This window comes from Micromonospora sp. NPDC048930, assembly GCF_043197935.1.
Lineage (GTDB): Bacteria > Actinomycetota > Actinomycetes > Mycobacteriales > Micromonosporaceae > Micromonospora.
Genome location: NZ_JBICUB010000005.1, coordinates 339,226 through 351,752, shown reverse-complemented (window position 1 = coordinate 351,752; position 12,527 = coordinate 339,226). Strand labels below are relative to the sequence as shown.

13 protein-coding genes are annotated in these 12,527 nt (G+C 71.7%); 4 read left to right on the top strand and 9 right to left on the bottom strand.

Going from position 1 to position 12,527, the window contains the following annotated elements:
- Positions 1 to 28: 28 nt before the first annotated feature.
- The 4 genes from ACGFI9_RS16310 to ACGFI9_RS16295 are packed head-to-tail and all read right to left on the bottom strand — an operon-like array spanning position 29 to position 3,605.
- Positions 29 to 421 (bottom strand): universal stress protein, encoded by a 393-nt coding sequence (locus ACGFI9_RS16310; protein ID WP_393178769.1) that lies wholly within the window; start codon positions 419 to 421, stop codon positions 29 to 31.
- Entirely contained in the window at positions 418 to 1,920 is a 1,503-nt protein-coding gene (locus tag ACGFI9_RS16305) for a tripartite tricarboxylate transporter permease (protein ID WP_393178768.1), read from the bottom strand. Before ACGFI9_RS16305 ends, ACGFI9_RS16310 begins: the two co-directional genes overlap by 4 nt.
- Complete coding sequence (locus tag ACGFI9_RS16300) at positions 1,921 to 2,592, bottom strand: tripartite tricarboxylate transporter TctB family protein (protein ID WP_393178767.1); 672 nt, start codon at positions 2,590 to 2,592, stop codon at positions 1,921 to 1,923.
- Between the two features lie 5 nt (positions 2,593 to 2,597).
- Positions 2,598 to 3,605: a Bug family tripartite tricarboxylate transporter substrate binding protein gene (locus ACGFI9_RS16295; protein ID WP_393178766.1), complete on the bottom strand. Its 1,008-nt coding sequence runs from the start codon at positions 3,603 to 3,605 to the stop codon at positions 2,598 to 2,600.
- Between the two features lie 99 nt (positions 3,606 to 3,704).
- Here ACGFI9_RS16295 and ACGFI9_RS16290 point away from each other — a divergent pair, with 99 nt between their 5' ends.
- Positions 3,705 to 5,345 (top strand): ATP-binding protein, encoded by a 1,641-nt coding sequence (locus ACGFI9_RS16290; RefSeq protein ID WP_393178765.1) that lies wholly within the window; start codon positions 3,705 to 3,707, stop codon positions 5,343 to 5,345.
- Positions 5,342 to 6,016 (top strand): response regulator, encoded by a 675-nt coding sequence (locus tag ACGFI9_RS16285; RefSeq protein ID WP_393178764.1) that lies wholly within the window; start codon positions 5,342 to 5,344, stop codon positions 6,014 to 6,016. Before ACGFI9_RS16290 ends, ACGFI9_RS16285 begins: the two co-directional genes overlap by 4 nt.
- Positions 6,017 to 6,042: 26 nt before the next feature.
- On the opposite strand, the gene ACGFI9_RS16280 is transcribed toward ACGFI9_RS16285, so the two are convergent.
- The gene (locus tag ACGFI9_RS16280; RefSeq protein WP_393178763.1) at positions 6,043 to 6,615 is read right to left on the bottom strand and encodes a TetR/AcrR family transcriptional regulator; all 573 of its coding nucleotides are present in this window, start codon (positions 6,613 to 6,615) and stop codon (positions 6,043 to 6,045) included.
- Between the two features lie 174 nt (positions 6,616 to 6,789).
- On the opposite strand from ACGFI9_RS16280, the gene ACGFI9_RS16275 reads away from it, so the two are divergent.
- Positions 6,790 to 7,443, top strand: a complete 654-nt coding sequence (locus tag ACGFI9_RS16275) for an NADPH-dependent F420 reductase (protein ID WP_393178762.1) — start codon at positions 6,790 to 6,792, stop codon at positions 7,441 to 7,443.
- 70 nt (positions 7,444 to 7,513) lie between these two features.
- Here the strand turns inward: ACGFI9_RS16275 and ACGFI9_RS16270 are convergent, their stop codons facing one another.
- The 3 genes from ACGFI9_RS16270 to ACGFI9_RS16260 form a co-directional block, all read right to left on the bottom strand.
- On the bottom strand, positions 7,514 to 8,101 hold the full coding sequence (locus tag ACGFI9_RS16270) for a hypothetical protein (protein ID WP_393178761.1): 588 nt from the start codon (positions 8,099 to 8,101) through the stop codon (positions 7,514 to 7,516).
- 724 nt (positions 8,102 to 8,825) lie between these two features.
- Positions 8,826 to 9,509 (bottom strand): response regulator, encoded by a 684-nt coding sequence (locus ACGFI9_RS16265; RefSeq protein WP_393178760.1) that lies wholly within the window; start codon positions 9,507 to 9,509, stop codon positions 8,826 to 8,828.
- Positions 9,510 to 9,532: 23 nt separating this feature from the next.
- Positions 9,533 to 10,828: a sensor histidine kinase gene (locus tag ACGFI9_RS16260; protein ID WP_393178759.1), complete on the bottom strand. Its 1,296-nt coding sequence runs from the start codon at positions 10,826 to 10,828 to the stop codon at positions 9,533 to 9,535.
- A 209-nt stretch (positions 10,829 to 11,037) separates the two neighbouring features.
- Here ACGFI9_RS16260 and phoU point away from each other — a divergent pair, with 209 nt between their 5' ends.
- Positions 11,038 to 11,691, top strand: coding sequence for a phosphate signaling complex protein PhoU (phoU, locus tag ACGFI9_RS16255; RefSeq protein WP_393178758.1), 654 nt, complete (start codon positions 11,038 to 11,040; stop codon positions 11,689 to 11,691).
- A 50-nt stretch (positions 11,692 to 11,741) separates the two neighbouring features.
- Here the strand turns inward: phoU and ACGFI9_RS16250 are convergent, their stop codons facing one another.
- Positions 11,742 to 12,509 carry a phosphoglyceromutase gene (locus ACGFI9_RS16250; RefSeq protein WP_393178757.1) on the bottom strand — a complete coding sequence of 256 codons (768 nt, stop codon included), beginning with the start codon at positions 12,507 to 12,509 and terminating at the stop codon, positions 11,742 to 11,744.
- Positions 12,510 to 12,527: the final 18 nt, after the last annotated feature.

Below are 12,527 nucleotides of genomic sequence, written 5' to 3'. Positions count from 1 at the left end.
CGGGGACCGCGGAGCCCCCGGGCGCCACTCAGCCGGCCTTCACCGCGAGGACCGGGCAGGGCACCCGGAGCAGGATCTCCTGGGCGGCCGACCCCATGATCAGCTTGCCGACCGCGGTCCGGTGCCGGATGCCGATGACGACCAGCGAGATCTCCTCCGTCTCGACGATCTCGACGATCTCCTCGGCCGCGTCCCGGCCGCGCATGAGCTGCCGGACGTTGTGCGGCACTCCGGCGGCGACCAGTTCGCGGACCACCCGGTCCAGGTCGTCCTCCTGGGCGAAGCGCGGGTCCACGTACGCGTCCCCGCGTGAGGTGTTCACCACCAGGATCGGCTCGTCCCGGAACCGGGCCTGCTCGATGGCGGCGTGCAGGGCCGCCTCCCCCAGCGGCGAGGGGACGTATCCCACCAGGATGGTCATGCGGCCACCAACCTTCCGCGCAGCGGACGGACCACGAACCGGCCGATCAGCGGCCAGAGCAGCACCACGGCGATCGTGGCGTAGATCACCCAGGACACCCAACCACCGATCAGCCCGTGCAACTCGCCGCCGGAGAGCTGCAGCGCGCGCCGGCCGTGCAGCTCGGCGCGCGGGCCGAGGATGATGCCGACGATCAGCGGCAGGATCGGCAGCCCGAAGCGGCGCATGCCGAAGCCGAGCAGACCCAGGGCGAGCAGCAGGAACAGGTCGAACGGCTGCGCGTTCACCGCGTACGCGCCCATCGAGGCGAAGAAGAGGATCCCGGCGTAGAGGTACGGGCGCGGGATCCGCAGCAGTCGCGCCCAGGCCGGGGCGAGCGGCAGGTTGAGCACCAGCAGCAGCAGGTTGCCGATGAAGAGGCTGGCGATCAGCGTCCAGACCAGGGTGGACTCCTTCGAGAAGAGCAGCGGGCCCGGCTGGATCCCGTACCCCTCGAAGGCGGCGAGCATCACCGCGGCGGTGGCGTTGGTCGGCAGGCCGAGCGCCAGCATCGGCACCAGCGTGCCGGCGGCCGAGGCGTTGTTCGCGGCCTCCGGACCGGCGACGCCCTCGATCGCGCCCCGGCCGAACTCCTCCGGGTGCTTCGACAGCTTCTTCTCGGTGACGTACGACAGGAAGGTCGGGATCTCCGCCCCTCCGGCGGGCACCGCGCCGAACGGGAACCCGTACGCGGTGCCGCGCAGCCAGGGCTTCCAGGACCGCTTCCAGTCCTGCTTCCCCATCCACGGCTGGCCCACCGGGATCACCTCGCCGGCCTTGCGGCGCAGGTGCGCGGCGATCCAGAGCGCCTCGCCCACGGCGAAGATACCGACCGCCACCACGACCACGTCGATACCGTCGGCCAGCTGCGGCAGCCCGAAGGTGAGCCGCTGCTGGCCGGACTGGTCGATCCCGATCACGCCGATCACCAGGCCGAGCAGCAGCGAGGCGAAACCCCGGACCCGGGACGCGCCGAGCACCGCGGTGACCGACACGAACGAGAGCAGCATCAGCGCGAAGTAGTCGGGCGAGCCGAGGCTGACCGCGAACGACACCACCGGCGGGGTGACCACCACCAGCAACAGGGTGGCGATGGTGCCGGCGACGAACGAGCCGATCGCCGCGGTGGCCAGGGCCTGCGCGGCCCGGCCGGCCTTCGCCATCTTGTTGCCCTCGATCGCGGTCACCACCGACGACGACTCGCCCGGGGTGTTCAACAGGATCGAGGTGGTCGAGCCGCCGTACATGCCGCCGTAGAAGATGCCGGCGAACATGATGAACGCCTGGGCCGGCTCCATCCCGTAGGTGACCGGCAGCAGCAGCGCCACCGTCATCGCCGGCCCGATGCCGGGGAGCACGCCGACGGCGGTGCCGATGGTCACGCCGAGCACCGCGAACAGCAGGTTCATCGGGGTCAGCACATGGCCGAACCCGTCGAGGAGGTTGGCGAGGTTGTCCATCTACAGGATCCCTTGCAGCACGCCGGCGGGCAGGTCGACCCCGAGCCCGATGGCGAACGTGTAGAACGTGATCAACGACAGCGCGACGGCGATCAGCAGGTTGCGCACGTAGTGCCGGTTGCCCAGCGCGTACGCCGAGCCCCAGAAGAGGATCGTCCCGCTGATCACCCAGCCGAGCCGGTCGATCAGCACGGCGTTGACCAGGAACGCGCCGATCAGCAGCAGCACTGTGCGCCAGTCGATGGGCAGGGTCAGGTCGACGTCCTCGCCGGCCTCCGGCTCACCGGCGCCGCCGCGGGCCACGTCCACGGCGTAGATCGCCGCGATGACGAGCAGCAGCACGCCGAGCAGGATCGGCACCGGCTTGGGGCCGATCGGGTCGGCCGTGTTGATCGCGCTCCCGACCCGGGTCGTCGCGTCGAAGATGACCAGCCCGCCGACCAGGGCGAGAAACGCGCAGACGCCGTACTGGGCCCGGTCCGGCTTCGGGGCCGGCTCGGCCACGGCGTCCGCCGCCGGGTGTGTCCCGGTCGTCACCGCCGGCTCCTCCGGCGTACCCGGTGTGGGGGCCGCTTCGCCCGGCGCGGCCGCCGGGGTCGGCTGCGCCGGAATGTCCGGTACGGCCGGAGGCCGGGACGGCGAGTCGCCGCCCCGGTCCGGTCGCGTCGTCATGCCGCTCATGCCAACCCGAGCTGCTTGAGCACGTCGGCCACTGCCTTGTCCTGCTCGGTCAGGAAGGTGCCGAACTCGTCGCCGGTGACGAACGCGTCGGTCCAGCCACGCTTCTTCAGCTCGGCCTTCCACTCCGCCGAGTCGTGCATCTTGGTCAGCACGTCGATCCAGACCTTCTTGTCGGCGTCGCTGATGCCGGGCGGCGCGACGATGCCCCGCCAGTTGGTGAAGACCAGGTCGATGCCGGCCGACTTCAGGGTCGGCACGTCCTTGAGCGCCTCGATCGGCGCCTCGCTGGTGACCGCGAGGACCCGGATCTGGCCCGCCTCGACCTGGTCGAGGAACTCACCGAACCCGCTCGCGCCGAAGGCGATCTTGTTGCCGAGCAGGGCCGGCAGCAGTTCGCCGCCGCCGTCGTACGAGACGAAGTTGACCTGGCGCGGGTCGATGCCGACGGTCTTGGCGAGCTGCATCGGCAGCAGGTGGTCCGGGCCGCCGGGCGAGGAGCCGCCGCCGACCGCGATGCCCTTCGGGTTGGCCTTCCACGCCGCGACCAGGTCGTTGATGGTCTTGTACGGGGAGTCCTTCGGCACCACGATGGCGCCGGCCTCCTCGATCAACTTGGCCAGCGGGGTGGTCTGGGTCAGCGTCGCCGCCGACTTGGAGGTGTACGAGGCACCGACCACGCCCAGCCCCATCTGCATGGCGAGCTTGCCGTTGCCCTTCTCGTTCACGGTCCGCTGGAGGCCGACCGTGCCGCCCGCGCCGGGCAGGTTGAACACCTGCACGCCGGTGGCGATCTTGGCGTCCTCCATCACCTTCGCGGCGGTCCGGGCGGTGGTGTCGTATCCGCCACCGGGGGTGTTCGGGACCATGATCCGCAGTCCGGCGACCGGCTTGCCGTCGTTGCTGGAGCCGCCCTCGTTCTTGTCGGCGGTGGCGCCACAGGCAGCCAGGGCCAGCGCCGTGGCGGCGGCGACCCCCATGACCAGCACGTTTCTCCTAGTTGCCATCTTGTTTCTCTTCCGTTTCGAATGAGTCCAGCGGCAAGATGGTGGCCTCCACCCGGGCAGCTTGTCTGCGTTGTGTCACCAGCGGAAGTTGAGGTCTTTGTGGTCGCGGTCACGTCCCGGCGCCGTACGCTCGCCGGGCAGCTGTTGGTCCTCCAGCTCGCGATCATCGTCGTGGTGCTGGTGGCGGTGGCCGCCGTCTCGCTGGCGCAGTCGGCGGCGACCTTCAACCGGGTCGAGGGCCGCCGGGTCGCCACGCTGGGCGAACGGCTCGGCGGCAGCCCCCTGCTCCGCGACCAGCTCGACCAGCCCGCACCCGGCGAGGCGATCGCCCCGCTGGTGCGGAACATCCTCGACCAGTACGGCGTCACGTCGGTGACCGTCGCGAACGCCCGGGGACGGGTGGTCGCCTCGACCAACCCGACCCTGGTGGGCACTCCGGTGGTGCTCGGCGACCCGCGGGTGGCGCAGGGCCGGAGCTGGTTCGGCGAGCTGGAGGTCGACGGGTCGCGCGAGCTGGTGGCGCAGGTGCCGGTGCTCGGCGACAACCCGGGCACCAACCTCGGCCGGTACCTCGGCGTGGTGGTGGTCGGCGAGGCGTCACCGACCTGGTCGCAGCGGCTGGTCGGCGCCTCGTCCTACCTGCTCACCTACCTGGGCATCGCCTGCGGCCTCGGGGTGGCCGGGTCGTGGCTGCTGGCTCGCCGGATCAAGCGGCAGACGCTCGGGCTGGAGCCTCGGGAGATCGCCGGGCTGGCCGAGCACCGGGAGGCGCTGCTGCACGGCATCGCCGAAGGGGTGATCGCGCTGGACCCGCAGCACCGGGTCACCCTGGTCAACGCGGTCGGCCGGCGGCTGCTCGGGCTGCCCGAACACTGCCTCGGCCGCAGCCTCGCCGAGCTGCGGATCAGCGGCCGGCTGCGGGACGTGCTGGCCGGCGCGGACAGCGGGCCGGAGGCCCGGGACCAGGTGGTGGTCCGGGGCGGCCGGGTGCTGGTGATGAACCGGATGACGGTCCGCAAGGACGGCCGCCGGCTCGGCTCCGTCACCACGCTGCGGGACCGGACCGAGCTGGCCCGGCTGGAGCAGGAGATCGGCGGTTTCCGCAGCACCACCGAGCTGCTCCGGGCGCAGACGCACGAGTTCGCCAACCAGTTGCACACCATCTCCGGACTGATCCAGATCGGCGAGCACGACGAGGTGGTCCGGTACGTCGACGCGCTCAGCCGGCACCGCGCCTCGCTGGACCTCACCGTCACCAGCCGGATCCACGACACGGCGGTCGCGGCCCTGGTCATGGCGAAGTCGGCGCTCGCCGCCGAGCGCCGGGTGGAGCTGCGCATCTCCGAGCGGACCGGGCTGGACCGGCTGCCGCCGGAACTGGCGGCCGACGTGGCCACCGTGCTGGGCAACCTGGTGGACAACGCGGTCGAGGCGGTGGCCGGCGACTCGTCCGGCCGCCCCGCCTGGGTCGAGGTCGAGCTGCGCCAGGACGCCGCCTCGGTGGAGATCGTGGTCCGCGACTCCGGTCCCGGGGTCGCGCCGGAGCTGGCGCAGGAGGTGTTCACCCACGGCTTCACCACCAAGGCGGCCCAGGGCGGCGAGCGGGGCATCGGCCTGGCGCTCACCCGGCTGGTGTGTCACCGTCGCGGCGGCGAGGTCGCGGTGACGAACACCGACGAGGGAGCGATGTTCACCGCGCGGATGTCGGTGCCGGCGAGCGTGCGGCAGGAGGCGAGATGATCGACGTACTGGTCGTCGACGACGACTTCATGGTGGCCCGGATCCACCGTGGCTTCGTCGAGCGGATCGACGGTTTCCGGGTGGTCGGCACCGCCAGCACCGGCGAGCAGGCGGTGGCCGCGGTGGACGAGCTCCGGCCCGACCTGGTCCTGCTCGACCTCTACCTGCCCGACATGTTCGGCCTGGACGTGGTGACCCGGATCCGGGCCGCCCGGCACGACTGCGACGTTTTGGTGATCAGCGCCGCCCGGGAGGCCGAGGCGGTCCGCCGCGCGGTGCGCTACGGGGCGGTCAACTACCTGCTCAAGCCGTTCGGCTTCGACGAGCTGCGCACCCGCCTGGAGCAGTACGCCGCCCGCCGCGCCACGCTGCGCGCGGCGGTCGTCGCCGACCAGGCGGACGTCGACCGGGTGCTCTCCCGCAGCGGCTCGGTGGCCGCCGTCCCGGCGCTGCCCCGGGGGCTCAGCCCGGAGACCGCCGAGCTGGTGGAACGTGCCCTGCGCGAGCACGACGGGACGCTCTCGGCCAGTGAGTGCGCGGACCGGGTCGGCATCTCCCGGGTCAGCGCCCGCCGCTACCTGGAGCACTACGCCGGCAGCGGCCGGGCCGAGGTGACCCTCAAGTACGGTGCGGCCGGCCGTCCGGAGCGCCGCTACGCCTGGGTGGCCTGACCGGGCCGGGGGCGCGGCGGTGCGGCTCAGCCGAGCGCGGCGTCGACCAGGGCCCGGGCGGAGCGCTTGGCGGCCTCGGCGACGGCCGGGTCGCCGTCGAGCACCCCGCCGGCCAGGCCGCCGTCGAGCAGCAGGGTGAGCTGGCGGGCCAGCAACTCCGGTTCGGCCGCGCCGGCCCGCCGGGCCAGGTCGGTCACCCAGGCCCGGACCACGTTCTTGTGCTCGACGGTACGGGCGTGCACCGGGCTGCCGGCGGGTGACTCGGCGGCGGTGTTGATGAACGCGCAGCCGTGGTACCCGTCCCGGCGGCAGGCCCCGACCAGCGCGTCGAACATGCCGACGAGCTGCTCCCGGGGGTCGTCGCCGGCGTCCCGGGCGGCGGCCCGCAACGCCCCGAACCACGCCTGGTCGACCTTGTCCAGGTACGCCAGCACCAGGTCGTCCTTGCTCGGGAAGTGCTTGTAGAGGGTGGCCTTGGCGACCCCCGACTCGGCGATCACCGTGTCCACGCCCACGCCGCGCGGCCCGTACGCGTAGAAGAGCCGGAACGCGGTGTCCAGGATGCGCTCCCGGGCGGAGCCGGCGGGCGTACGGGGCATCAGTCCTCCTCGGTGACCCGGCGAAGTCTACAGACCGGTCGGTCTACGGCCGTAGTGCACCTGTGACAGCGCTAACCGAGGCTCGACCTGGCGCGGTAGACAGACCTGTCTGTTAGTGTCACTTCGACGAGCGCGAGGCATCGGCGTCGCGCGATCACGGAGGACGGAATCGACATGCGCATCGCAGTACTGGGCACCGGCATGGTCGGCCGGACGATCGCCGGGCGGGCGGCGGAGCTGGGGCACGAGGTCGTGGTCGGCACCCGCGACGTGACCGCCACCCGGGCCGGTGACTGGTCCGACTGGGCGGCGTCGCACCCGCAGGTCGGCCTGGCCGGTTACGCCGAGGCCACCGCCGACGCCGAACTGGTGGTGAACGCGACCAGCGGGGACGGCTCCCTTTCCGCGCTGACCGCCGCAGGCGGGGAGAACCTGGCCGGCAAGGTCCTGCTCGACATCGCCAACCCGCTCGACTTCAGCAAGGGCTTCCCGCCCACCCTGTCGGTGGTCAACGACGACTCGCTGGGCGAGCGGATCCAGCGGGCGTTTCCGCGTACCCGGGTGGTGAAGGCGCTCAACACGCTCACCGCCGACCTGATGGCGTACCCCCGGCAGCTCGCCGACGGCGACCACAGCGTCTTCGTCTCAGGCGACGACGCGGAGGCCAAGAAGGTGGTGACCGAACTGCTGAGCAGCTTCGGCCACACCGACGTGATCGACCTGGGCGACATCACCACCGCCCGGGGCACGGAGATGCTGCTGCCGGTCTGGCTGCGCCTCTACGGCCGGCTCGGCACCGCCGCCTTCAACTTCAAGATCGTCCGCTGACCACGGAGACGCCGCTGGCCGGCACCCCTGTGTCGGGGTGCCGGCCAGCGGCTTTCGTGTGCTGTGTGGGTCAGCTGTTCCAGTGCTGGGCGACGATGTCGGCGGCCTGCTGCTCCCACTGGGCGTAGGCGTCCGGGTACGCCGAGACCTGCACGGTCTGGGCGGCCTCGGTCAGCGGCATGTCCTGCCACCCGTCGACCTGCTTCAGACCCTTCTCGAACGCCAGGGTCGAGTACTCGGGGTCGGTGATCTGCTCCGGAGTGCCCCAACCGCTGGAGGGGCGCTGCTGGAACAGGCCCAGCGAGTCGTGGTCGTTCTTGTCGCCGAGGTGGCCCAGGTTCTCCAGCTTCGACTCCTGCAGGCTGGTGGCGATCGAGATCACCGCGGCCCGCTCCGGCAGACCCGCCTTCTTCGTCGCGGCGATGATCGCCTTCGCGTTCGCGACCTGCTCGTCGTTCAGGTCGATCCGCGACTGGGCGCCCTGCACACCATGCGGGATCAGCTTGCTGGCGTCCGGCTTGTCGGCCTGGACGGCCGCGACCGGGGTCAGCGCGGTGGCCGGGGTGGCCTCGTGGTGGTTCAGCGGACCGGCGGCCAGACCACCGGCGAACGCCAGACCAGCAATACCAAGCACGCTCTTACGAATGATCGTGTTCACGAGAAGCTCCATTCGGGGGTTGGCGCACACACGCCGATGGGGGTCGGCGGGTGCGCAAGCACCGTCAGGCGCTCAAAAAGGGGGGAAAGTCTCTCGGGGGGTCATCCGGCTCGCGGGGCGGGGCCTCTTCGCGGCGCCGGGACCATGTGTAACGACCGGCGACCCGGCATCATTCCGGGCCAGCCACCCCGCAGCGCGGGGCGGTCTTCCTCGGCCGTTCACCCGTGTTCAACGACCCCCGGCCGCCCACCATTCCGGCCCCGGGATGCCGCCCGTCACTCGCAAACCGGACACACCACCCACCAACGACCGGTCCGCCCAGCCCTCGGCACGGTTCAGCCCAGAACCCGACACGCTCAGGCCAGCACCTGGGCACGGTTCAGACCAACACCCGGCATGGTCAGCCCGACACCCGGGCGCGGTCAGCCCAACGGCCCGGAACGGTCAGTGGAACACCATGGACGTCACCGGAGCCCGGAAACCTCCATGACGTTCCACCCAGCGACGCCGCGCTGCGGGACAAGCTCTGACGTACACCAGACGCCACCCTGCGGCCCGCAGGGCTCGGACGGCGCAGGACCACGACGCGGGTGTGGCCCGCCGTGACCGGCGCAGGGATCAAGCCTGACCGCCCGGAGCCGGGCACGGCGGGCCACACCCGACAAGGGCGACCACAAACGGACCGAAAAGCCGCCGGAGCCAACACACCCGGCAAGCGCGACCGTCACGGCTCGAACTTGTACCCCAGCCCCCGGACCGTGACGATGTACCGCGGCGCGGACGGCTCCGGCTCGATCTTCGAGCGCAGCCGCTTGACGTGCACGTCCAGCGTCTTGGTGTCGCCCACGTAGTCGGCGCCCCAGACCCGGTCGATGAGCTGCCCCCGGGTGAGCACCCGGCCGGCGTTGCGCAGCAGCAGCTCCAGCAGTTCGAACTCCTTGAGCGGCAGCTGCACGGGCCCACCGTCGACGGTCACCACGTGCCGCTCGATGTCCATCCGGACCGGGCCGGCGGCCAGCGTCGGCGCACCCGACTCGGCCGCCTCGGTGCTCTGTCGGCGCAGCACGGCCCGGATCCGGGCCACCAGCTCACGCGGGGAGTAGGGCTTGGTGACGTAGTCGTCGGCCCCGATCTCCAGGCCGACCACCTTGTCGATCTCGCTGTCCCGGGCGGTGACCATGATGATCGGGACGTGCGACCGCTGCCGGAGCTGGCGGCAGACCTCGGTGCCCGACATCTCCGGCAACATCAGGTCGAGCAGCACGATGTCGGCGCCGGTCCGGTCGAACTCGGTGAGGGCGGAGGGACCCGTCGCGGCGACGGAGACCTCGAAGCCCTCCTTGCGGAGCATGTAGGACAGGGCGTCGGAGAACGATTCCTCGTCCTCGACCACCAGTACGCGGCTCAACGGGGTGTTTCCTTTCCTGTCGGTCAGGCCTGCCGGAGCTCGGCCGGGCCGGCCTCGATCTCAGCGGAGTTGAGTGTCGCCTCCAGGTCGTCCGGGGGACGGGCGGGCAGCCGGAGGGTGAACGTCGACCCCCCACCAAGAGTGCTCGACACATCCACCCGACCGCCATGGTTGTTGGCGATGTGCTTGACGATGGCCAGGCCCAGGCCGGTGCCGCCGGTGGCGCGGGAGCGGGCCTGGTCGGCCCGGTAGAACCGCTCGAAGATCCGGTCCACCTCGTTCGGGGCGATGCCGATGCCCTGGTCGGCCACGGCGATCTCGACGTGCTCGTCCGTGGCCCGTACGGTCACCCGGACGGTGGTGTCCTCGCCCGAGTAGTTGATCGCGTTCTCCACCAGGTTGGCCACCGCGGTGGCGAGCTGGCTGTCGCTGCCGTACACGGTGAGGCCGCGCTGGCCGTCCACGACGATCTCCACCCGGCGGGCGGCCGCACCGGTCCGGGTCCGGTCGATCACCTCGGCGATCACCCAGTCCACCGAGACCGGCTCGGGGGCGGGCTGCGGCTCGGCGCCCTGGAGCCGGGTGAGTTCCAGCAGTTCCTGCACCAGCCGGCCGAGCCGGGTCGACTCGTGCTGGATCCGCTCGGCGAACCGCCGGGCGGCGATCATGTCCTCGGAGAGGTCCGCCGCAGGGCCGTCGCCGGCCGGCTCGGTGGCGTCCACCAGCGCCTCGGCCAGGAGTTGCAGGGCGCCGATCGGGGTCTTGAGCTCGTGGCTGACGTTGGCCACGAAGTCCCGCCGGACCCGGGCCAGCCGGTGCGACTCGGTGACGTCGGCCGCCTCGACCGAGACGTAGCCGGCGCCGAGCGCCATCGCGCGCAGGTGCACGCCGAGTGGGTTGTCGCCCGCGCTGTCGCGACCACGCGGCAGGTCCAGCTCGATCTCGCGCCGCACGCCCGTGCGACGGACCTGCCCGGCCAGGGTACGGATCAACGGGTGGGCCGCCACGGAACCGGGCGCCGTGCCGGTACGGAGCAGGCCCATCGCCCGCGCGGCCGGGTTCACCAGCACCGGCACGTCGTCCGGGCCGAGCACCACCACGCCGGCCCGCAGCGAGTCGACCGTCTTGCGGCCGAGCGAAGAGAGCCCAACCTGCACGTCGTCGGGAATCGCGGGCCTCCCTGCACTCCGACGGGAGCTTCCGCTCCCCGACGCGGCCAACCGGCGCCGCCAGGCCCGGACGGGTTCGGACAGCAGCAACCCGGCGACCAGCCCGGTCACCAGAGCCACGGCCACCGCGGCCGCCACCGCCCATTCCACCCGGCGATCGTAGAGTCATTGTTTACCTGGCGATCGGTCAGAACGGGACGAACCACTCTCACTTCCGCGAAAGTTCACTCCCGGGTCCCGCGTCGTTCACCCGCGTTCACCTCGATGCCGGCTCCCCCGGCCTACGGTTGGTCGCGCACCTGCTCACGCCGTACGCGGCCCTCCCCGGCCCGCGGCGACACCGAACCCAGGAAGTGACGATGCGCGACGAGTTCCGGGCCGACCTGCAGATTGTCAGCCAGCTGCTGGTGGACATGGCGGAGGGGGTGCGCGCCGCCATGCGCCAGGCGACCAAGGGCCTGCTCACCGCCGACCGTGCGGCGTCGGAGACCGTGATCGCGCGGGACGCCGAGATCGACGACCTCTACCGGCACGTCGAGGAGCGGGTCTGTGACCTGCTGGCCCGGCAGGCGCCGGTCGCCTCCGACCTGCGCGCCATGATCACAGCCCTGCACGTGGCCGCCGACCTGGAGCGGATGGGCGACCTCGCCGACCACGTCGCGAAGACCGCGCTGCGCCGGCACCCCTCGCCCGCCGTGCCGGCCGAGCTGCGGCAGGTCTTCACCGACATGGCCGCCATCGCCGACCGGATGGCCGAGAAGATCGGCTCGGTGCTGGCCAGGCCCGACGCCGACCTGGCGGCCGAGCTGGACCGCGACGACGACGCCATGGACGACCTGCACAAGAGCCTCTTCGGCGTGCTGCTCGGCGACGACTGGCCGTACGGGGTGGAGACGGCGATCGACGCGACCCTGCTCGGCCGCTTCTACGAGCGCTTCGCCGACCACGCGGTGAACGCCGGCGAGCACGTCGTCTACCTGATCACCGGCCAGGCCGCGCCCTCGCCGAACTGACCCGGACCGCACGAAGGCCCCCGGTCACCCGGGGGCCTTCATCGTCGCGCTCAGCGGCCCTGGTTGGCGACCGCGGCGGCGGCGTCCTTGGCGGCGTCCGGGTCCAGGTACGTCCCGCCGAGGACCTGCGGGCGCAGGTCGGGGTTGAGGTCGTACCGCAGCGGGATGCCGGTCGGGATGTTCAGCTTGGCGATCGCCTCGTCGGAGATCTGGTCGAGGTGCTTGACCAGGGCGCGCAGCGAGTTGCCGTGCGCCGCCACCAGCACCGTCCGGCCGGCCAGGATGTCCGGCACGATCGAGTCGTACCAGTACGGCAGCATCCGCTCGACGACGTCCTTCAGGCACTCCGTACGCGGCATCAGCTCGGTGGGGAGCAGGGCGTACCGGGCGTCACCGGCCTGCGACCACTCGTCGTTGTCGTCGATCGGCGGCGGTGGCGTGTCGTACGACCGGCGCCAGAGCATGAACTGCTCCTCGCCGTACTCGTCCAGGGTCTGCTTCTTGTTCTTGCCCTGCAGGGCGCCGTAGTGCCGCTCGTTGAGCCGCCACGACCGGCGCACGGCGATCCAGTGCCGGTCGGCGGCGCTCAGCGCCAGCTCGGCGGTGCGGATCGCGCGGCGCAGCACGCTCGTGTGCACCACGTCGGGCAGCAGGTTGTGCTCGCGGAGCAGCTCACCGCCGCGCCGCGCCTCGCTCTCCCCCTTGGCGGTCAGGTCGACGTCGACCCAGCCGGTGAAGAGGTTCTTGGCGTTCCAGTCGCTCTCGCCGTGCCGCAGCAGGACCAGCGTCCCGACGGTGGGCCCCTCGCTCGCAGTCATGCGGATCATCCTGCCGTA

What these genes read in the sequence shown, in the direction of transcription:
- ACGFI9_RS16295 (WP_393178766.1), bottom strand. Translation starts at nt 3,605, where the DNA reads ATGGCAACTAGGAGAAACGTGCTGGTCATGGGGGTCGCCGCCGCCACG.
- ACGFI9_RS16285 (WP_393178764.1), top strand. Translation starts at nt 5,342, where the DNA reads ATGATCGACGTACTGGTCGTCGACGACGACTTCATGGTGGCCCGGATC.
- ACGFI9_RS16280 (WP_393178763.1), bottom strand. Translation starts at nt 6,615, where the DNA reads ATGCCCCGTACGCCCGCCGGCTCCGCCCGGGAGCGCATCCTGGACACC.
- ACGFI9_RS16300 (WP_393178767.1), bottom strand. Translation starts at nt 2,592, where the DNA reads ATGACGACGCGACCGGACCGGGGCGGCGACTCGCCGTCCCGGCCTCCG.
- ACGFI9_RS16305 (WP_393178768.1), bottom strand. Translation starts at nt 1,920, where the DNA reads ATGGACAACCTCGCCAACCTCCTCGACGGGTTCGGCCATGTGCTGACC.
- ACGFI9_RS16275 (WP_393178762.1), top strand. Translation starts at nt 6,790, where the DNA reads ATGCGCATCGCAGTACTGGGCACCGGCATGGTCGGCCGGACGATCGCC.
- ACGFI9_RS16310 (WP_393178769.1), bottom strand. Translation starts at nt 421, where the DNA reads ATGACCATCCTGGTGGGATACGTCCCCTCGCCGCTGGGGGAGGCGGCC.
- phoU (WP_393178758.1), top strand. Translation starts at nt 11,038, where the DNA reads ATGCGCGACGAGTTCCGGGCCGACCTGCAGATTGTCAGCCAGCTGCTG.
- ACGFI9_RS16250 (WP_393178757.1), bottom strand. Translation starts at nt 12,509, where the DNA reads ATGACTGCGAGCGAGGGGCCCACCGTCGGGACGCTGGTCCTGCTGCGG.